Here is a 20,055-nt window from a genome sequence, read left to right as displayed (position 1 = left end):
TGTGCGTGAGTGTACAACGCGGGTAAGATGCGTCGCAGGTTCCCGTCAGAAAATCCCATGCCACTGCCATTGATCTATCACGATGACTACAGCCCCGAGTTCCCGGCGGACCACCGGTTCCCCATGGACAAATTCCGCCTGTTACGCGACCACCTGGTCGACAGCGGCCTGACCGAAGACAGCCAATTGCTGCGCCCGCAACTGTGCCCGCCACAGATTCTGGCCCTGGCTCATGACCGTGGGTATATCGAGCGCTATATGAGCGGCGAGTTGTCCCGTGAAGACCAGCGGCGCCTTGGCCTGCCCTGGAGCGAAGCCCTGGCCCGGCGCACCGTGCGCGCGGTCGGCGGCTCGATACTGGCGGCGGAACAGGCGCTGGAACACGGCCTGGCCTGCCACCTGGCGGGCGGTACCCATCACGCCCATTACGATTACCCGGCGGGCTTTTGCATCTTCAACGACCTCGCGGTGATCAGCCATTACCTGCTGGCCGGCGGCCGGGTCAACCGCGTGCTGATCTTCGACTGCGACGTGCACCAGGGCGACGGCACCGCGCGCATCCTCCACGACACGCCGGATGCGATCACGGTATCGCTGCACTGCGAAAAGAACTTCCCGGCACGCAAGGCCCAAAGTGACTGGGACATCCCGCTGCCCATGGGCATGGGGGATGCCGAGTATCTCAAGGTGGTGGACGACGCACTCAACTACCTGTTGCCGCTCTACCAACCAGACCTGGTGTTGTACGACGCCGGCGTAGACGTGCATAAGGACGACGCCCTGGGTTACCTCAAGCTGACCGACGAAGGCGTCGCCGCCCGTGACGAAAGCGTGATGCGTCACTGCCTGGGCCGTGACATTCCGGTGATGGGCGTGATCGGTGGCGGTTACAGCAAGGACCGCCCTGCCCTCGCGCGGCGCCACGGCATCTTGTATCACAGCGCCCAGCGGGTGTGGTCGTCGTCAGGTTGTCATTGAACCGTGGGCGTTACCCACAATGCCTGTGGAACCACCTGTGGATAACTTGAGCGTAAGCGGCTAAGAGCTGCCAAGCGCAAGGCTTGCAGAAAGGTGTACGTTTTTTGATCAGGCGTTTGCGCTGTCGTCGGGTAGAATGCTCGGCTCATTTACGCGACCGTAGCCTTGCCCATGTCCGATACCCCTTCCCAACACGTCATCATTGTCGGCGGTGGCCCTGCCGGGCTGATGGCCGCCGAAGTCTTGAGCCAGGCAGGCGTAAGGGTCGACCTGTATGACGGTATGCCGTCGGTGGGGCGCAAGTTCCTGCTGGCGGGTGTGGGCGGTATGAACATCACCCATTCGGAAGCGTACCCGGCGTTCCTGTCGCGTTATGCCGAACGCGCGCCGCAGATGGCGCCGTTGTTACGGATGTTTGGTGCCCAGGCGTTGTGTGAATGGATTCATGGCCTGGGCATAGAGACCTTCGTCGGCACCTCGGGGCGCGTGTTTCCTACGGACATGAAGGCCGCCCCCCTGCTGCGCGCCTGGCTCAAGCGTCTGCGCGACCAAGGCGTCGTTATCCACACCCGGCATCGCTGGGTAGGTTGGGCCGCGGACGGTGGGCTAGTTATCCACAGTCCGGAGGGAGAGAAAACTGTCCACAGCCCTGCCATGTTGCTGGCGCTCGGTGGCGGCAGTTGGTCGCGACTGGGTTCAGACGGTGCCTGGCTCAAACTGCTCGAAGACAAAGGCGTGCCCTACGCCCCACTGCAACCGAGCAACTGTGGTTTCGAGGTGTCGGCCTGGAGCGAATTGATGATCAGCAAATTCGCCGGCGCACCGCTGAAAAACATCGCCATCGGCCTGGCCGATGACAAGCCCCGGCTGGGGGAATGTGTGGTCACCGCCACCGGCATCGAGGGCAGCTTGATCTATGCGCTGTCGGCACCGATTCGCGAAGCGATCAACCGCGAAGGGTCGGCCACCGTGCATATCGACCTGCTACCCGGCAAGCCGTTGAGCAAGGTGCAAATCGCCCTGGCCAAACCTCGGGGCTCGCGCTCGATGAGCAAACACTTGCACAGCCAGTTGGGTCTGGATGGGGTGAAGTCTGCATTGTTGCGTGAGCTGACACCGGCTGAGCACTTCAATGATCCGGCGCAGTTGGCGGTGGATATCAAGGCCCTGCCATTGAACCTGGTTAAAACCCGTCCGCTGGATGAAGCGATCAGCACCGCAGGCGGCGTGCCGTTCGAGGCGCTGGATGAGCGTTTGATGCTCAAGCAATTACCAGGCGTGTTCTGTGCCGGAGAAATGCTGGACTGGGAAGCGCCGACCGGCGGGTATCTGCTGACAGGGTGTTTTGCCAGTGGCAGAGCGGCTGGGCACGGGGTTCTGGAGTGGCTTAAACGCTGAGGCTTGTGTGGACTGTAAGCTCCCACCCACAGTCGACCGAGTTCCAACATGAGAATACGGTCAACGTGTGGGAAGGGGCTTGCTCCCGATGCGGCCTTCAGCCGCGCAGGCAGTTACTTCTTCTTACGCGGCCCGGTGTTAAAAACCGGCACCTTGCGCACCGGCTTGATCGAGGGTTCCGCCGGCGCTACGTCGCCACTGTCCACCCATTTGCCGAGGTTACGCTTGCCGCCACCGCCACCCGTGGCCTTGGGCTTCTTCGGTTTTTTCGGTTTCTTCACTACTTGCCCACTGGCATCGGTGTCCGGCACGCGGTGCTCAGGCTCGAAATCCGGCTCGACTTTGCGGGTCAAGGTCTGACGCGTCAGCATCTCGATGGCCGACAGCATGTTCACTTCATCGGCACACACCAGGGAAATCGCCTCACCCGTGTTGCCCGCACGCCCGGTGCGGCCAATACGGTGGATGTAATCTTCGGCCACAATCGGCAGGTCGAAGTTGACCACCAACGGCAAGTCTTCGATATCCAGGCCACGGGCCGCCACGTCGGTGGCCACCAGGATCTGCACGTCGGCGGTTTTGAAGCGGTCCAGCGCACGCTGGCGCGTGGCCTGCGGCTTGTCACCGTGGATACCATCGGCATTGACGCCCAGGCCCTGCAACTTATCCACCAGCGCATCCACGCCGTTACGGGTCTTGGCGAACACCAGCACCTGCTTCCAGCGGCCTTTGCGCATCAGATGCACAAACAGCTCGGGCTTGCGCTTCTTGTCGACCGGCACCACCCATTGCTTGACGGTGTTGGCGGCCACGTTGCGCGGGCTGACTTCGATGCTCAGCGGGTCGTTGAGCATCTGCCCGGCCAGCGTGCGGATCTCATCGGAGAAGGTCGCGGAGAACAACAGGGTCTGGCGCTTCTTCGGCAGCATGCGGTAAATGTTCGCAAGCTCTTCAGAAAAGCCCAGGTCGAGCATACGGTCGGCTTCGTCCAGTACCAGGGTTTGCAGCTGATTGAACTTCAGCGCGTTCTGGCGAAACAGGTCGATCAGGCGGCCAGGCGTGGCGACTAGGATGTCGACGCCTTTGCGCAGCTTCATCATCTGCGGGTTGATGCTCACGCCGCCGTATACCGCGTAAGTGGTCAGCGGCAGGTTTTGTGCGTACTCGGCGACGCTGGCGTGAACCTGCTCGGCCAACTCGCGGGTCGGGCACAGGATCAGCGCGCGTGCCGAGTTGGCGGCGACTTTCGGCCCTTCCATCGTCAACAGTTGCAACAACGGTACGGCGAAACCGGCGGTCTTGCCGGTACCTGTCTGGGCGGCGGCCATCAGGTCGCGACCGGCCAGCACCGCTGGAATGGCTTGCGCCTGCACCGGCGTCGGGGTCTGGTAGCCAAGCGTCTCAAGGGCGCGCAGCAAGGGTTCGATCAGGCCAAGGGTGGCGAAAGTCATGTAGTTACCGTAGGAAAAATTCAGCGCAAGGGCGTAATGCGCGGCAGTTTACCTTATTTCCGGCTTGGGCTTGCGCCACTGGGGCAGGCTGATCAATAGCACGGCACTGATGATCACCAGCATTGCCAAGGCTTCCTCCACGCCGATGGTCTCGCCGACGAACACGATCCCCAACAACACGGCCACTGCCGGGTTCACATAGGCATAGCTGGTCGCCGCCGCTGGGCGTACGTGCTTGAGCAGGTACATGTAGGCGTTGAAGGCAATGATCGAACCGAACACCGTCAGGTACGCCAGGGCCAGCCAGCCCTCCAGTGGCGGCACGGCTTGCAGGCGTTCACCGGAAAGCGCGCTGACAATCAGCAGCACCACACCGGCTACCAGCATCTCCGCAGCACTGGCCATGGCGCCCTGGGGCAGCGGCAGTTGCCGGCTCCACACCGAACCGAACGCCCACGATGCGGCCGCCATCAACAGCAAAACAGCGCCCATGGGGCTCGACTGCAAGGTACTGCCCATGTTGAGCATGGCAATGCCGATGATTCCCAGAATCACCCCAGCCCATTCCAGACGAGTATTACGTGCACCCCAGAAATATCCGCACAACAAGGTGAACAACGGCACGGTCGCCACGGCCAACGCAGCAACGCCGGACGACACGCCCATATGTTCCGCCACGCTCACGCCACCGTTGCCGACGGTGAGCAACAAAATGCCGATCATCCCGGCCGCCTTCCACTGCGGCCACGTCGGTGCCGGCACCCCGCGCCATCTGAGGAAGGCATACATCAACACGCCCGCGGTGCAAAACCGAATCCCCGCCAGCAATAACGGCGGCCAATACTCCACGCCTACGCGAATCACCAGGTAGGTAGAACCCCAGATCACATACAACGCAAAAAAGGCGGCGATCAACGGTAAGGGAAAGCGACGTGGGCCAGGCATTGGGCGGCTCTATGGCAGAAGGACAGGAGGCTTATTCTAAAAAGACAGATTGATAAACATAAGTTACAAAACCTGTTTAAACCGCCAGTACACTTTTCAAAACATGGTTATGAGGGCTATAAACCATGCTTTCGAAAGCCAAGCGTTCCAGGAGCCTTATCATGGACAAATACGACCGCATGCTCCTCAGCGCCTTGCTCGAAGACGGCCGCGCTTCCTACGCGCAACTCGCCCGCACGGTCAACCTCTCCGCGCCCGCCGTGGCCGAGCGCGTGGCCAAGCTGGAAGCCAGCGGCGTGATCACCGGGTATCAGGCCAAAGTGGATCTGTCCAAGGTGGGGTTGCCGATTCAGTGTGTGATTGAACTGCGCCTGACCAATCACGGTAGCCAGAAGGTATATGACGCCTTATCCGAAATCCCCGAACTCACCGAATGCCACCGCGTAACCGGTGATCCGTGCGTGATCATGCAGGCCGCAGTGGGCTCGATGCCGGAGTTGGAGAATTTGATCAACCGCATCGCGAAATTCGGGTTCAGCAAGACTTCGATCATTTTGTCGAGCGCGATAGAGCGGCGGGTGCCGTTGGGGCAGTTGGAGGGCAAGAATGGTGGATAAACACATCAAGCTCGCCAGCCTCAGTCAGCCCGTCAGTCCACGTATTGCGTGGTGGCCCACACTAGCCTGTAGGAGCCAGCTTCAAGCCGCAAGTCAGGGCCAATCCGCTTTTACTTGAAGCTTGAAGCTTGAAGCTTATGACTGCATGTCGCAAAAAAAAGCAGCCGCGAGCGGCTAATGCCCGTCAACTAAGCGTAAGTGCCGTCTGTAGGAGCGAGCTTGCTCGCTCCTACATAAGTGCGCTGGGCTCAGAACCCGCGGTACTTCTTCAGGTGCTCGTTGATCTTCGCCGCCGGCACTTTCTGCAAGGTGCACAGCAGGTCATGGGAGAGTTCGCGCAAGCCGTGAGTACCCCGCAGTTCCTGGGCCAGATGCGCCGTGAGGTTGGCCGCCATCTCCGCATCCGCCATCGCTCGGTGAGCCTTGCCGGTGTGGGGCAACTGGGCGTAGCTGTTGAGGGTGCCGAGTTTGTGGTTCGGTGCGGCGGGCATCAGGCGGCGAGCCAGCAGCAGCGAGCAGGCGAATTTCTGCAGGCGGGTGCGGCGGATCAGGCCCAGCTCATAATCCCAGAACTTCTGGTCGAACGCGGCGTTGTGCGCCAGCAGTGGCGTGGTGCCGACGAACTCGTTGACCTCGTTCATCACGCGTTCGGCCGGCGGCGCGCTGCGTAGCATGGCGTTGCTGATGCCGGTGAGTTGCTCGATAAACCCCGGCACACGCACGCCTGCATTCATCAAGCTCTGGTAGCGTTCCACGATCTGGCCCCGTTCGAGGATCACCACCGCGATTTCCGTGGCCCGGCAGTGACTGCTCGGGGTGATGCCGGTGGTTTCAAAGTCGATGACCGCTATACGTTCCAAACCTGTTCCAACTCCGTCTGACAATTTATTGGGCCGCTGCCCTTATTTGAGCAGCAGCGCGCCTTCGATCGGCACATAGCGGCTGGCGGCGCGTATCAATGAGTTGGCCGTCAGCCCCGGCACGCCGTAGGCCACGGCTTCGATGCCATGCTTGTGGATAACGCGGTCGAGCAGCATGTCGAAGTCACCGTCGCCGGAGGCCAGTACGATTTCGTCGACATGGTCGGCGGCATCCATGATGTCGAGGGTGATGCCCACGTCCCAGTCGCCTTTGGCCGAACCGTCGCTGCGCTGGATGTAGGGCTTGAGTTTTACCGTGAAGCCCAGGTTGCGCAGGATCTGCTGGAATTGCTGCTGCTTGCTGTCACCACGGTCGATGGCATAGGCATACGCCTCTACGATCTGCCCGCGTGAGCTGATATCAGCCCACAGAGCGGCATAATTGAAGTGGCAACCGTACGCTTGGCGCACGGTGTAATAGAGGTTTTGTACATCGGCGAACACTGCAATTTTTTTCACCGCACTTCCCCAGGGTTACCGCTTGAACGCCGGACACGAAGGTCCGTAAAGGCGCCAGTATGCCAGCCATGGGAAAGTTTCCGAGAAAAATCAGCCCGGGGCGACGAAGCGCCCCGGTTGAGTTCGGCTCAGACGAAGGAGTCGTCGTCGCCAAATGAGGAGGAGTCGTCGGAATAATCGCTGTCTGCGAAGCTGTCGGCGTTGTTGCCGCCCCAGCTGTCATTCCCGGCGAAACGCTGGTCATCGTTGCCCCAGTTACCGTTGTCACTGGCCGGCGCAGGCTCTTCGCGGATGATTTCTTCCACGACCTGCGGCTGTTGCGAATTGTGGTTGAACAGGCTGCTGATACCTTCGGCCAGCATCACACCACCCGCCACGCCGGCGGCAGTTTTCAGGGCGCCACCGAGGAAACCGCTGCCGATCGGCGCGGCTGGCGCTTGTTGCGGCTGTTGATAATTCTGCGGCGGCGCGCCGTAGTTTTGTTGCGGCGCAGGCTGACCGAAAGACGGCCGCGCCGGTTCACGCCAGCCACCACCGGTTGACGCCGGGGCGCTCTGGGCCGGTTGCGGATCGCGCGAACCGCCACCAAAGATGCTCGACAGGAAACCGCCGCTGCTCGGCGCAGGTTGAGCCGCCTGGGAACGGGCCTGTTGCAGCTCATCCTGCAATTGCTGGATCTGCTGCGCCTGCTGCTTGTTCTGCGCGTCGAGGCTCTTGATCGCGTGTTCTTGCACCAGAATCGACTGGGTCATGTAGTACCCGGCGGCCGGTTGGCGAGTCATGTGCTCCTTGATCCGCGCTTCGGCCTGGGCGTCGCGGGGGGCTGAGTCCGTTTCGGCTTGCTGCAACCGTGAAAACAGTCCATCGATCAGGGTTTGCTCTTCGCTGTTCATGGCGACCTCGTTAGATTGCCGGTAGAAATCAGGGGCCTGCCTGGAGTCAGGCAAGCTACGTAAGTAGTTATGGGGCTGTTACCAGACGTTTCAATAGTCTTTACGTAAGGTTTACGTTTGCTCAGGGCCAGTCATGATCGGTTAAAGTGTGGGCCTTGCTTTTTGGCCTGCGATGAACCTGATGAATCCGTTAGACGTACTGCGCGACTCCTTACGTTTCACCCAACGCAACCTGGGCGCCATTGTGCAGCTGTGCTTGCCGTTGGTGATTTTCGAAGCCTTCCTGCAACAGGTACTGGACCATACCGTGGGGCCGGATGCATTCCCCGGTTACAGCGTGGTCGTCGGGCTGCTGGTGTATCCGCTGTACACCGGTGCCTTGATCCTGTTTCTGGATGCGCGCACCCGTGGCGAGTCGCCGCGCACTAAAGATGTCTGGGCCATGGCCCTGACCCTGTGGCCACGCTTCGCCCTGCTGACGGCCATGAGCACGCTGTTGATCCTGCTGGGCCTGTCGTTGTACTTCCTGCCGGGCCTATGGCTGATGGTGGTACTGGCTTTTGCCGAGTACCTGCTGGTGCTGCGCGGCATGCCGGCACTGGAGGCGATGAAGGAAAGCTTTCGCCTGAGCCGTGGGCATTTCTGGCGCATCCTGGTATGCCTGCTGTGCGTGATGACACCGCTGTGGTTGCTCAAGGGTGCCAGCGTCGCGGCCTATCCAAACCCGGGGCCGCTGCTGGGGCTGTTGATGGACAGCGCCCACAGTTTCCTGCAGTTGTTTACCAGTGTGGTGCTGTTCCGTTTGTTTATGCTGATCGGTGGCGATGCCGACGCGCGGTGATATGCTCCATGCCACTCCTGAACCGCTATAAGCCGAACCGATGACCCGTTTATTGCGCATCATCCTGCTGGGCCTGCTGATCATAGCGGGTCTGCTCACCGCCCTGATCTACAGCCTGACCTGGCGCCCTGCCGATAAGCAAACCCTGCCCGTCAGCTGTGGTGCACCGCGCGCGCCAACCCTGCTGCCGGGGCAGGCGCTCAAGGTCATGACCTGGAACGTGCAATACCTGGCCGGCAAGAACTATGTGTTCTGGTACGACACCCCCGACGGCAGCGGCCCGGACGACCGCCCTACCGAGCAAGACATGGCTTATAGCCTTGATGAAGTGGCACGGGTGATCCGTGACGAACAACCCGACATCCTGCTGTTGCAGGAACTCGACGAAAACGCCAAACCGTCCCACTATCAGGACCAGCTTGCACTGTTACAGGAACGCCTGGTCGACCTTTACCCCTGCAGCACCCAGGCTTTCGACTGGAAAGCCGATTTCATCCCCGATTTTCATATCTTCGGCAGTGTCGGTCGCAAACTGGCGACCCTGAGCCGCTACCAGATCGAACACGCCGAGCGCCTGCAACTGCCGGTCTCCCCAGGCAACTTCATCAGCCGCCAGTTCCAACCCAAGCCGGCATTGCTGCTGACTTACCTGCCACTGAGCGACGGCGGCCAACTGGCGGTACTGAATACCCGTCTGGATGGCGACATGCCTGGGCGCTCGGCGGTGGATGAGCAAGTAAAGGCAACGGTGAAACTGCTGGATAAGTTCGAAGGCCGGGGCACACCCTGGCTGATCGGCGGGGACTTCAACCTGCTGCCGCTGGGCCAGTTCCTGCGCCTGGAAGCGGGCAAACGCGGGCAGTATTCCCCGGACAGCGAGCTGCATTTGCTATGGGACAAATACCCGATGATCCCAAGCAACAGCGAATCCAGTGGCATCGACCGCGAAAAATGGCTGACGCACTACCCCAATGACCCGAGTCTCGACGGCCCGGATCGTACCTTGGACTATCTGTTCTACAGCCCACGCCTCAAGCGGGTGGCGGCCAAGGTACGGCAGGAGGATACGTTGCGTATTTCCAACCATTTGCCGGTGATTGCACGGTTCCTGCTGCCCGCCGCGCAATAATCCTGCTCCCGCCTTTGAGACTCAGTGTGGCTATTTACGGGGTTTGATCCGCGCCGTCGCCTCGGCTACCAACGGGTCATCCGGCCAATAATGCTTCGGATACCGCCCCTTCAAATCCTTCTTCACCTCGGCATAGGTACTGCGCCAGAAGTTCGCCAGGTCCTGCGTCACCTGCACCGGCCTGCGCGCAGGCGACAACAGGTGCAACTTCACCACCTGCCGCCCACCGGCAATGCGCGGGGTATCCGCCAGCCCGAACAATTCCTGCAGGCGCACCGCCAGAATCGGCGGCTGCTCACTGTAGTCCAGTCGCACCGATGAGCCCGACGGCACTTTCACATGCTGCGGCGCCAGTTCGTCCAGGCGCTGGGGCAACGGCCAGGGCAGCAGGTTGTGGAGGAAACTGGAGATATCCAGGTTGGAAAAATGACTGAGGCGCGAGACCTTGCCCAAGTACGGCATCAGCCAGTGCTCCAGACTGGCGAGCAAGGCACTGTCGCTCAGGTCGGGCCATTCGCTGGTTTTTCCGGCATCCAGTTGGCGCAACAGCATGACGCGGGCCTGCCATTGGCGCAGTTCCGGGGTCCATGGCAACAGCGCCAGCCCCTTGCGGCGTACGAGGTTGACCAACGCCTGGCTGCGGGCGGACTCATCCAGGCCAGTCAGTGGTTCGCGGCTGAGCACCAGTTCGCCGACTTTGCGTTGGCGTTCGGCGCGCAGCACGCCTTCGCGCTCGTCCCAATCCAACTGGTCGACGTTGCGCACTTGTTCGGCCAGTACCGTATCGAATAGCGCCGGGTCAAAATCCGCCGCGAGGTAGATGCGTTCTTCCCGCTGGCCCTGGCGGCTGCCGAGGTCGGCGATCACCAGCCAGGGTTGTTTCATCAGGCTGTCAGCCTCGGCGAACAGCGCGGCGCGACCATTGGCCAGGCGATATTCGGCACCACCGGGACGACGTTGCTGCGCGACACGATCCGGGTAAGCCAGGGCCAGCAAAGCACCGAGCCATCGCGGGTGGTCGGGATCAGCCACCGCCTGAGTGGCATTGCCTCTCAAATAACCACGGTACTGCCGGGCCAGTTGCTTGGCTCGCTGCACACCGCCTTGTGTGCCGCGTGCGCGCTCTTCACCGGACAGCAAGGCCAAGCGACTGTGCAAATCGGCACCGCCACCGCGCAAGATATCGCGCTCTCCCAACAGAGCGGCTACATCACAGGCCGTGGCCGCCAGGCCCAGGTCCTGACCCCGCAACAATAAATGAGCGATACGTGGATGTGCCGGCAACTCGGCCATTTTCTGGCCATGTGGGGTCAGCTTGTCCTCCTCCAACGCCCCCAGGCGTACCAGCAAATCCTGGGCCTGGGCATACGCTGCGGTCGGCGGCACATCCAGCCAGACCAGTTGTGCAGGAGTGACGCCCCAGCGCGCCAGTTGCAAGGCCAGGCCTGAGAGGTCCGCCGCGAGGATTTCCGCGCTGCCATACGCCGCCAGGCCCTCATGCTGGTCCTCGGACCACAGCCGATAACACACCCCCGGCTCCAGGCGCCCGGCCCGGCCGGCGCGCTGGGTGGCACTGGCGCGGGAGATGCGCTGGGTATCGAGGCGGGTCATGCCGCTGCCTGGGTCGAACCGCGGTACCCGCGCCAACCCGGCGTCGATCACTACGCGCACGCCGTCGATCGTCAGGCTGGTCTCAGCGATGTTGGTGGCCAGCACCACTTTGCGTTTACCGACAGGCGCCGGGTCGATGGCGGCGCGTTGTGCGTTGAGATCCAGTTCGCCATGCAGTGGGCAGAGCAGCACATCATTGCGATCGCCCAAGGCGTCCGCCAGTTGCTGGTGGACCCGACGAATTTCCGCCTGACCCGGCAGGAACACCAGCACACTGCCGGCTTCGTCGTGCAAGGCTTCAAGGACCGTCTGCAGCACACGCGGCTCGATAAATTCACCGGCCTGATAAGGCCGTCCCCAACGCACCTGCACCGGGAACATGCGCCCTTCGCTGCGCAGGATCGGCGCATCATCCAACAGGCCAGCCAGGCGCTCGCCTTCAAGGGTGGCGGACATCAGCAGGATTTTCAGCGGTTGCTCATCGCGAAACAGCTCGCGGCCGTTGAGGCTCAGGGCCAGCGCCAGGTCGGCGTCGAGGCTGCGCTCGTGGAATTCGTCGAAGATCAGCAAGCCCACGCCATCCAATGCCGGGTCGTCCTGCAGGCGCCGGGTGAGAATGCCTTCGGTCACCACCTCGATACGCGTATTGGGGCCGACCTTGCTGTCCAGGCGGATGCGATAACCGACGGTTTCACCGACCTTTTCCCCCAGCTCGCTGGCCAGGCGTTCGGCAGCAGCACGGGCCGCCAGGCGCCGGGGCTCGAGCATCAGGATGGTTTGCCCGGCCAGCCACGGCTCGTTCAATAACGCCAAGGGCACGCGGGTGGTTTTACCGGCGCCGGGGGGTGCTTCCAGCACGGCTTCATGGCGAATAGCCAAGGCGTCACGCAGGGCGGGTAAAACTTCATCAATCGGCAACGAATTCATACTGGCTCCAAAGCAGAGCGGCGAGTATAACGGCGAACTGCCGGATGCCGATGATGGTCTCAAGGCGGGTGTTATATAGTGAATTCCGTATCAACCGTGTTCAGGAGAGCTTCCATGCGTATCGCTTCCCGTGTCATCGGCGGTGTTCTCGCCGTCACCCTGCTGAGTCAACTGACGGCCTGCGGTTCGATCTTCTACCCCGACCGCCGTGGCCAGATCGACGGCAAGATCGACCCGGCGATTGCTGTACTCGACGCCGTGGGCCTTTTGTTCTATGTGATCCCGGGCTTGATCGCGTTCGGCGTAGACTTCGCCACCGGCGCCATCTATTTCGAGCCGGGCCATACTGCCCAGGTTGACCCGGTGAAACTCCACGAAGCCATCGGCGCCGACGGCAAGGTCGACAACGCCAAGCTGCAAACCATTATCCAGAAAGAAACCGGACGCAGCCTGCCTCTGGATGACCCGCGCATGATCCAGTTCAAGGGCAGCGTGCAACAGCTGGCTTCCCTGGGCCTACAACCCGCTGCCTAAGGATCGTCCATGACCAGCAGTCCTGAACACGCCAGGCTCCTGCGCCTGGCTACCCGTGCTTCGGTGGGCGTAGCCTCTGCGTTGATTATTACCAAGGCCATCGCCTGGTGGTTCAGCGGCTCGGTGAGCATGCTCGCCGGGTTGACCGACTCGCTGCTGGACGGCGTGACCTCGCTGCTGAATTTGCTCGCTGTGCATTACGCGCTGCGCCCCGCCGATGACGATCACCGTTATGGGCATGGCAAGGCGGAATCGCTGTCGGGCATGGCCCAGGCACTGTTTATCGCCGGCAGTGCGGTGTTGATCGCGCTCCAGGCCTATCAGCGCCTGCAGCATCCGGAACCCGTTGGCGCGCCGTGGCTGAGCATCGGGGTTATCGTCTTTTCGTTGTTGATGACGGTGGCGCTGCTGATGCTGCAACACCGTGTGGTCCGCGAAACAGGCTCCAACGCCGTGCGTGCCGACTCTCTGCATTACCGCTCGGACTTGATGCTCAACGGCAGCATCCTGGTGGCGCTGGTGTTGGCGGGCTTTGGTTACCATCAGGTCGACGCCTGGTTCGGCCTGGGGATTGCCGCCTACATCTTGTGGAGCGCTATCCAGATCGCCCGGGAGAGCTTTGCGGTATTGATGGACGAGGAGTTGCCGCCGGACGTGAGCCAACACATGCTGGAACTGGCACGTGGTGTCCCCGGCGTATTGGGTGCACATGATTTGCGCACGCGAATCTCCGGCAGCCACTGGTTCGTGCAACTGCATCTGGAATTGCCAGGGGAATTGACGCTGTCAGTCGCCCATGGCATCAGCGATCAAGCTGCCGACGCCATTCATAAAGCCTACCCGCGCGCCGAAGTGCTGGTGCACGCCGACCCGCGGGAAGTGGTCACGGGCAATAAAACCTAATACTGCACCTGATAACCGCGACTGGTCAGGCAATTGCCCTGAGCCTGACGGTAGGTTTGCACCACCGCAGGCGCCGGGGCATAGGTCACCGCCTGCGGATCAAAGCCGCTTTGCTGCACCGCCCAGCGATAGCAGTCATAGCCATCCTGCTGCACTTGGGCCGGTGACTGGCCGTTGGCCGGGTAGGCAACGACGTCATAACCGTTGCCCTGAGGCGGCGGCGGCGGCACTTCTGTCGGCGGTTGCACCACCACGTACTGCTGGGTACTGCTTTCATAGGTGTAGTAGGCACCGGCCGCGAGGAAGAACAGCGCACTGCCCACCCACACTTCCCGCGCGTAATCCGGCAGGTATTGCACACGGATGCCGTACGGCGGCCTCACCACCACATAACGCGGGCCTTGCGGGCGATACCAGTAACCACCCGAGAAGAAGTAGTCCTGACCACGGTAGGGCACACGGTAATTACGCTCGGGGAAACGGTCGACGATATAGCCCGGTCGATATTGCGGGCCGGGGCCCCAGCCGTTGCCATGCCCGTCGGGGCGGCCCGGCCAGCGGTGATCATCGGGACGGCCATTATTGAAACCACCGCCAGGACGTGGACCGGGGCCATTTCCGGGTTGCCAATGCGGGTTGCCGTCATTACGGCGCGGAATGTCCTGATAGTAGCCTTGGCGTGGCTCCTGGGTTTGCCGAACGGTGTCCGGACGCCCCTGGATCGGCAGGTTGTTCGCCGGCTGCGGCGCTGGACGAGGCTGCTCGGCGCCTTGCGGCCGGCCTTGCCATTGCCCGTGCCCCTGCTGCTCGCCCCGCTCGAAATGCTCGTTTTGCGGGCGAGGCGCATTGCTCTCGACATGTTGATTCTGTGGGCGGGGCTGATTGTTTTCCGGACGTGGTTGATTGTTTTGCGGGCGGGGCTGGTTATTCTGCGGTCGAGGCTGTTCATTGCCTGGCCGCCCGCCCTCCGGCCCTCTTTCATGCTGGCCACCGCCTTCGGAACGGGGGTCATCAGCCATCACTTGCGCGCTGACGGTAACCATCAGCAAACCTACACCTGCCAAACGCCAGATGCGTTTCATGCTCTTCCTCACTGCGGATTAGGGCCTGGAGTACCCGGCCTCATAACATGAGACTGGAAAAGCCTCACCCGGTTCTGGGACAGGTTATCAGTCACGAGAACAATTTTCTCAAGGCAAAGAAAAAGGGGCGACCCGTCGGCCACCCCTTGAGAATTTCGTCCTGGCTCAACGCTTTTGGCGTTGGCTCACCTCACGCCGTCTGGTAGACAGTGTGCAGCCTGGAGGCCGGCTCAACCCTGTTGGGGCGGCGGCCGCAGCGGGCCTGATTGGGCGAGCTGCTGTGGACTGTTGTCCAGGCGGTGATTCTGTTGATAACGATACCCGTGAGTGCCCGGCAGATGATTGCGAAGATTGCGTCAATAAACAGTGCTTGCGCAATTTTTAACCCTTCATAGATAATTCGCCGCAATAGTTACGACAAAGGCCAACCCAATGAGCAAGCTTGACCGATACGACCTGAGTATTTTGGCGGAATTGCAGCGTGACGCGAGGATCTCCAACCAGGAGTTGGCCGAGCGCATCGGCCTGTCACCGTCGCCCTGCTCGCGCCGGGTCAAGCAATTGGAAGACGACGGCTACATCGCGCGTCAGGTCGCCCTGCTTGATCGCAAGATGCTGGGCCTGAGCCTCACCGCCTATGTCTTGATCGGCATGGACCGTCACACGCCCGAGCGCTTCGAGAATTTCGAGGCGGCCATCCGCACCCTGCCCCAGGTGCTGGAATGCAGCCTGGTGACCGGAATGGATGCGGACTATCAGTTGAAAGTGGTGGTGCCGGATATGGACCATTATCAAAAATTGCTGCTGGGCCATCTGACCCGCATCGAAGGGGTGACCAGCGTGCGCTCCAGCTTTGTGCTGAACCAGGTATTGAACAGCACCGAACTGCCGCTAACCCACCTGCGCACCTGATCGTGTGAACAATCAAGATCAGATGTAGGAGGCGCCTGTGTTTCAGCAGTCAATCTTGCGTGCGACGCACCGACGCAGGTCAACGTTGCGTCTTTGACACTGCCTTATACTTGCCTCCTGCCGCCCCTCGGAAGAGCCCATGAACAACATCGACCCTGCCCTGTTTGAAGAATGGATGATGACTGGCCTGGTCACCATTCTGATTATTTTCATGGGCTTTATCGTCTGGGACCTGGCGAAGAAGTCCAAGGCCGGGCGCTTTGGTTCATTTATCCTGTTTTTCGTGCTGGGCCTGGGCGTGGCCGCGTTCATCATCAAGAGCGTGGTGATCGGCCTGATCGAATCCGGTGCTTTATAAGCGCGCCGGTACTTCCTTCCACTGGCCTTGATCCAGGCCGTCGATAGACCACTCACCAATGCGCACGCGCACCAGGCGCAGCGTCGGTAGCCCCACCGCCGCGGTCATACGCCGTACCTGGCGGTTGCGCCCTTCACGAATCACCAGTTCCAGCCAATGAGTCGGCACGCTTTTGCGAAAGCGTACGGGCGGGTTGCGTGGCCACAACGCGGGCTCATCCAGTTGGCGCGCTTGGGCAGGCAGGGTCATGCCGTCGTTGAGTTCCACACCGTCACGCAGGCGTTGCAGCTGTTCTTCGGTGGGTTCGCCTTCGACCTGCACCCAGTAGGTCTTCGCCAGTTTGTGCTTGGGGTCGGCAATCCGCGCCTGCAGCTGGCCGTCGTTGGTCAGCAGCAGCAAACCCTCGCTGTCACGGTCCAGGCGGCCCGCCGGGTAGATACCGGGGATGTCGATAAAATCCTTGAGGGTCGCACGCCCGCCTTCGTCGCTGAATTGGGTCAGCACATCAAACGGCTTATTGAACAGGACCAACTTCGGCTCGGCCGGCGGCGCCTTGGCGACACGCCGCGCAGCGGAATAAGGTGGTTTCACGCCAGGACGGCGCGAATCGGGGCGAACGGGACGGGACATGGCAAAGGAACATCTAACGGTCAGGGCCGACAATGCTAGTGGCCTGACCGCTAAATGACCATCCCAACCGCTTAGCGGAACGGCGGTTCGTCGAAGCTGCGCAGTTTGCGTGAATGCAACGAGTTGAGTTCGGTGCGCAACAGGTCTACCGCCTCGATGCCGATCTTCAAGTGCTGGCTGACCGCACGCTCGTAGAATGCGTTGGCCGATCCTGGCAGCTTGATCTCACTGTGCAACGGTTTGTCCGACACACACAGCAAGGTGCCGTAAGGCACGCGCAAGCGATAGCCTTGGGCGGCGATGGTACCGCTTTCCATGTCCACCGCCACGGCACGGGACAGGTTGATAAGCGGCCGCTCCTGGGCCCAACGCAGCTCCCAGTTGCGGTCGTCGTAGGTGAGTACGGTGCCGGTACGCAGGCGTTTTTTCAGCTCTTCGCCCTTCTCGCCGGTGACATTCGCGGCCGCCTGCTGAAGCGCCAACTGCACTTCGGCCAGGGCCGGGATCGGAATGTTAGGCGGCACCACGCGGTCGAGAATCCCGTCGCGGCGCATATAGGCGTGGGCCAGTACGTAGTCACCGATGGTCTGGGATTGGCGCAGGCCGCCGCAGTGGCCGATCATCAGCCAGCAATGGGGGCGCAGCACGGCCAGGTGGTCGGTGATGTTCTTGGCGTTGGACGGGCCGACGCCGATGTTCACCAGGGTCACACCGTGGCCGTCGGTGGCCTGCAGGTGGTAGGCCGGCATCTGGTAGCGGTGCCAGACCACACCGGCGGCAATCGCCGAGGCTTCGCCGTGGTCCATGCTCTTGTCGATCACCACGTTGCCCGGCAGCACCATGCGGATAAACCGTGGGTCGCTGCGCAGTTGCTCCAGGCCATGCAGGATGAACTGGTCAACATAGCGGTGGTAGTTGGTCAGCAGAATCCATGGCTGCACATGGCGCCAGTCGCTGCCGGTGTAGTGCACCAGGCGACGCAGGGAGAAGTCCACGCGGGCTGCATCGAACAGCGCCAGAGGCAGCGGGTCGGTGTTTTCCCAGTCGTAGAGGCCATCGGCGATGCCGTCGGTGGCGGCAGACAGGTCGGTGCTGGGGAACACGCGGGCCAGGGTCGCAGCGGTGACGCCGGAGCCGGCCAGTTCGTCGCCCTGCTCCACCACATACGGGTAGGGAATATTCTGCTGGCTGACGCCCACTTCCACCGTCACGGTGAAGTCGTGCATCAACGGCACCAGTTGCTCCAGCAGATACTTACGGAACGCGGCAGGATGGGTGACGGTAACGCTGTAGGTTCCCGGCAGTTGGACCTTGGCGTATGCCCGGGTGGTCTGTGGGACTTCACCGTGGCAGTGATAGGTCAGGCGCAGTTCCGGGTAGCGAAACAGCGCGCGTTGTTCGGCGTCGGGCTCGACGCGGTTCTTGAGGTATTGCTTGAGGGCCTGATTGAGCGCGCCGGTAGCACGCTCATGAAGGGCCGCCAGCCGATCCACGGCTTCTTCAGCGGTTTGAACGACAACAAAAGCTTCGGTCACGGTAAGCATCCTGTGTTCTGACTTGCAGGCCTTTATCTTGCCTGTATCCCAGCCTCACTGAAACAGCGGAGTTGGAATGCAGTCAATGTGCGAGCAAGCCTCACCCACCTTTGGCCTGCGTTTACTCAGAAAGACCGGGTGTGGATCTGGCGACAATCGCTTCAACATCCACCCCTCGCGGCAAGGTGCCATACGCCCGGCCGGACGACGCCCCCAACCGGCTGGCGATAAACCCATCACTCACCGCCGCATTCCCCGCTTCCAGCAGCAACTTGGCCTGCAGCGCCACGGCAATATCCTCGGTCAACTGCCGCGCGCGGTACTGGATATCCTGGGTGTCCATAAACGCCGACTTCAACTGTTCGATATGCCGCGCCAGCTGGGGTTCGCCGTGACCGTTACCCAGTTCGACAAACAGCGCCTCCAGCACACCAGGCTCTTTCGACAGCGCCCGCAGCACGTCCAGGCACTGCACATTGCCGGAACCTTCCCACGTCGAATTCACCGGTGCCTCACGGTACAGGCGCGGCAGGATGCTGTCCTCCACATACCCGGCGCCGCCCATGCACTCCGCCGCTTCGTTGATCATCGCCGGCGCACGCTTGCAGATCCAATATTTGCCCACCGCCGTTACCAACCGGGCGAACTTGGCTTCGCGCTCGTCATCAAGGTGGTCCAACGCCCGCCCCATGCGCAGGCTCAACGCCAGGGAGGCTTCGCTCTCCAGGGCCAGGTCGGCCAGTACGTTTTGCATCAGCGGTTGCTCACTGAGCACGCGGCCGCCGACCGAACGATGGGCGCAATGATGGCTGGCCTGGGTCAGCGCCTGGCGCATCAAGGCGCTGGAGCCGACCATGCAATCAAAGCGGGTCATGGCAACCATCTCAATGATGGTCGGCACACCACGGCCCTCTTCGCCGATCATCCAGGCCAGGGCCCCCCGAAACTCCACTTCGCTGGACGCATTGGAGCAGTTGCCGAGTTTGTTTTTCAGGCGCTGGATGTAGAACTCGTTGCGCGTGTCATCCGGGCGATGCCTTGGCAGCAGGAAGCAGGTGAGGCCCTTGTCGGTCTGGGCCAGGGTCAGGAACGCATCGCACATCGGTGCCGAACAGAACCACTTGTGCCCCACCAGCTCATAGGCTTGCCCGGGCCCGCCCGCGCCCACCGGATAAGCACGGGTGGTGTTGGCACGCACATCGGTGCCACCCTGTTTCTCGGTCATGGCCATGCCGATGGTGGCGCCGGCCTTGTGGGCGATGCCGACGTTGCGCGGATCGTACTGGGTCGCGAGGATTTTCGGCAGCCAGGTCTGCGCCAGGTCCGGTTGCAGGCGCAGCGCGGGCACACAGGCGAAGGTCATGGTCAGCGGGCACCCCGTGCCGGCTTCGGCCTGGCTGTGCAGGTAGGTCATCGCGGCGCGGGCCACATGGGCGCCGGGCTGCGGATGGGCCCAGGGCAGCGACGGCAGGCCATGTTCCACGGCGGTGCGCATCAGTTCGTGATAAGCCGGGTGAAATTCCACCAGGTCGATGCGGTGGCCGTAGCGGTCATGGCTGCTGAACACCGGCTTGTTCTGGTTCGCCAGGAACCCGGCTTCCATCAACGGGCCACCGGCCAGCGCACCATAAGCATCGATACGTGCCTGTGCCCAGCCGGCGCCGAAGCGGCGCGACCAGTCTTGCAGGGGCAAGTCGATGCGATAGAGGTTGGTGCCGTCCAACGAGGGCGGCTGATTGGTGACTTCGTGGGTTTCGGCGAACGAGTGCAGGTTCATGACGGGCCTCCTGAAATAAAGGCCACGCCGATCAAGGCTGTTGGCGGGAGCCGGCTTGCTCGGGAAAAAGTCGCGATAACGCAGCGGCGTCTGGTTTAACGCGGCGCTCTCGGTTCCTTTACGGACAAACTCGCTCCTACACGTTGCCTATCGGT

Annotated in this window: 19 protein-coding genes; 9 read left to right on the top strand and 10 right to left on the bottom strand. The window is 61.7% G+C overall.

Features of this window, described 5'->3' with window-relative positions:
* Positions 1-57 precede the first annotated feature (57 nt).
* Both EXW71_RS25400 and EXW71_RS25395 read left to right on the top strand, forming a co-directional pair.
* The gene (locus EXW71_RS25400) at positions 58-978 is read left to right on the top strand and encodes a histone deacetylase (protein ID WP_134660559.1); all 921 of its coding nucleotides are present in this window, start codon (positions 58-60) and stop codon (positions 976-978) included.
* A 171-nt stretch (positions 979-1,149) separates the two neighbouring features.
* Complete coding sequence (locus EXW71_RS25395) at positions 1,150-2,376, top strand: TIGR03862 family flavoprotein (RefSeq protein ID WP_134660558.1); 1,227 nt, start codon at positions 1,150-1,152, stop codon at positions 2,374-2,376.
* Positions 2,377-2,489: 113 nt separating this feature from the next.
* Here EXW71_RS25395 and EXW71_RS25390 read toward each other — a convergent pair whose 3' ends face one another.
* Together EXW71_RS25390 and yedA are read right to left on the bottom strand one after the other, a co-directional pair.
* A complete protein-coding gene (locus EXW71_RS25390; protein WP_134660557.1) occupies positions 2,490-3,827 on the bottom strand; it encodes a DEAD/DEAH box helicase in 1,338 nt (445 codons plus the stop codon).
* A 48-nt stretch (positions 3,828-3,875) separates the two neighbouring features.
* Positions 3,876-4,772 (bottom strand): drug/metabolite exporter YedA, encoded by an 897-nt coding sequence (gene yedA / locus EXW71_RS25385; protein WP_123717447.1) that lies wholly within the window; start codon positions 4,770-4,772, stop codon positions 3,876-3,878.
* Between the two features lie 161 nt (positions 4,773-4,933).
* Here yedA and EXW71_RS25380 point away from each other — a divergent pair, with 161 nt between their 5' ends.
* Complete coding sequence (locus EXW71_RS25380; protein ID WP_134660556.1) at positions 4,934-5,389, top strand: Lrp/AsnC family transcriptional regulator; 456 nt, start codon at positions 4,934-4,936, stop codon at positions 5,387-5,389.
* 248 nt (positions 5,390-5,637) lie between these two features.
* Here EXW71_RS25380 and EXW71_RS25375 read toward each other — a convergent pair whose 3' ends face one another.
* From EXW71_RS25375 to EXW71_RS25365, 3 genes are all read right to left on the bottom strand, one after another.
* On the bottom strand, positions 5,638-6,249 hold the full coding sequence (locus EXW71_RS25375) for a PolC-type DNA polymerase III (protein WP_134660555.1): 612 nt from the start codon (positions 6,247-6,249) through the stop codon (positions 5,638-5,640).
* A gap of 42 nt (positions 6,250-6,291) precedes the next feature.
* The gene (locus EXW71_RS25370) at positions 6,292-6,768 is read right to left on the bottom strand and encodes an NYN domain-containing protein (RefSeq protein ID WP_123717444.1); all 477 of its coding nucleotides are present in this window, start codon (positions 6,766-6,768) and stop codon (positions 6,292-6,294) included.
* 128 nt (positions 6,769-6,896) lie between these two features.
* Positions 6,897-7,661, bottom strand: a complete 765-nt coding sequence (locus tag EXW71_RS25365) for a DUF2076 domain-containing protein (RefSeq protein ID WP_123717443.1) — start codon at positions 7,659-7,661, stop codon at positions 6,897-6,899.
* A gap of 181 nt (positions 7,662-7,842) precedes the next feature.
* Here EXW71_RS25365 and EXW71_RS25360 point away from each other — a divergent pair, with 181 nt between their 5' ends.
* Together EXW71_RS25360 and EXW71_RS25355 are read left to right on the top strand one after the other, a co-directional pair.
* Positions 7,843-8,502 (top strand): YciC family protein, encoded by a 660-nt coding sequence (locus EXW71_RS25360; protein ID WP_123717481.1) that lies wholly within the window; start codon positions 7,843-7,845, stop codon positions 8,500-8,502.
* Between the two features lie 40 nt (positions 8,503-8,542).
* Positions 8,543-9,631, top strand: coding sequence for an endonuclease/exonuclease/phosphatase family protein (locus tag EXW71_RS25355; RefSeq protein WP_123717442.1), 1,089 nt, complete (start codon positions 8,543-8,545; stop codon positions 9,629-9,631).
* Between the two features lie 30 nt (positions 9,632-9,661).
* Here EXW71_RS25355 and hrpB read toward each other — a convergent pair whose 3' ends face one another.
* Positions 9,662-12,169, bottom strand: a complete 2,508-nt coding sequence (hrpB, locus tag EXW71_RS25350; protein WP_134660554.1) for an ATP-dependent helicase HrpB — start codon at positions 12,167-12,169, stop codon at positions 9,662-9,664.
* A gap of 114 nt (positions 12,170-12,283) precedes the next feature.
* On the opposite strand from hrpB, the gene EXW71_RS25345 reads away from it, so the two are divergent.
* Positions 12,284-12,703 carry a polyribonucleotide nucleotidyltransferase gene (locus EXW71_RS25345; RefSeq protein WP_134660553.1) on the top strand — a complete coding sequence of 140 codons (420 nt, stop codon included), beginning with the start codon at positions 12,284-12,286 and terminating at the stop codon, positions 12,701-12,703.
* Positions 12,704-12,712: 9 nt separating this feature from the next.
* On the top strand, positions 12,713-13,606 hold the full coding sequence (locus EXW71_RS25340) for a cation diffusion facilitator family transporter (RefSeq protein WP_134660552.1): 894 nt from the start codon (positions 12,713-12,715) through the stop codon (positions 13,604-13,606).
* Here the strand turns inward: EXW71_RS25340 and EXW71_RS25335 are convergent.
* Positions 13,603-14,688 carry a DUF6515 family protein gene (locus EXW71_RS25335; RefSeq protein ID WP_134660551.1) on the bottom strand — a complete coding sequence of 362 codons (1,086 nt, stop codon included), beginning with the start codon at positions 14,686-14,688 and terminating at the stop codon, positions 13,603-13,605. The two genes, EXW71_RS25340 and EXW71_RS25335, sit on opposite strands and share 4 nt — an antisense overlap.
* A 432-nt stretch (positions 14,689-15,120) precedes the next feature.
* Between EXW71_RS25335 and EXW71_RS25330 the strand changes: the two genes are divergently transcribed.
* Positions 15,121-15,600, top strand: coding sequence for an Lrp/AsnC family transcriptional regulator (locus EXW71_RS25330; protein WP_003194418.1), 480 nt, complete (start codon positions 15,121-15,123; stop codon positions 15,598-15,600).
* Positions 15,601-15,748: 148 nt separating this feature from the next.
* Positions 15,749-15,958, top strand: coding sequence for a DUF2788 domain-containing protein (locus EXW71_RS25325; RefSeq protein ID WP_025999909.1), 210 nt, complete (start codon positions 15,749-15,751; stop codon positions 15,956-15,958).
* Here EXW71_RS25325 and EXW71_RS25320 read toward each other — a convergent pair.
* From EXW71_RS25320 to EXW71_RS25310, 3 genes are all read right to left on the bottom strand, one after another.
* Positions 15,953-16,588 (bottom strand): pseudouridine synthase, encoded by a 636-nt coding sequence (locus EXW71_RS25320; protein ID WP_134660550.1) that lies wholly within the window; start codon positions 16,586-16,588, stop codon positions 15,953-15,955. The two genes, EXW71_RS25325 and EXW71_RS25320, sit on opposite strands and share 6 nt — an antisense overlap.
* Before the next feature lie 71 nt (positions 16,589-16,659).
* Positions 16,660-18,132, bottom strand: a complete 1,473-nt coding sequence (gene amn / locus EXW71_RS25315; RefSeq protein WP_167659697.1) for an AMP nucleosidase — start codon at positions 18,130-18,132, stop codon at positions 16,660-16,662.
* Between the two features lie 112 nt (positions 18,133-18,244).
* Positions 18,245-19,900, bottom strand: a complete 1,656-nt coding sequence (locus tag EXW71_RS25310) for an acyl-CoA dehydrogenase family protein (protein ID WP_134660548.1) — start codon at positions 19,898-19,900, stop codon at positions 18,245-18,247.
* Positions 19,901-20,055 lie beyond the last annotated feature (155 nt).

This window comes from Pseudomonas sp. BCA17 (assembly GCF_004519405.1).
Classification (GTDB): domain Bacteria; phylum Pseudomonadota; class Gammaproteobacteria; order Pseudomonadales; family Pseudomonadaceae; genus Aquipseudomonas.
This window is presented reverse-complemented; position numbering and strand designations above follow the sequence as displayed.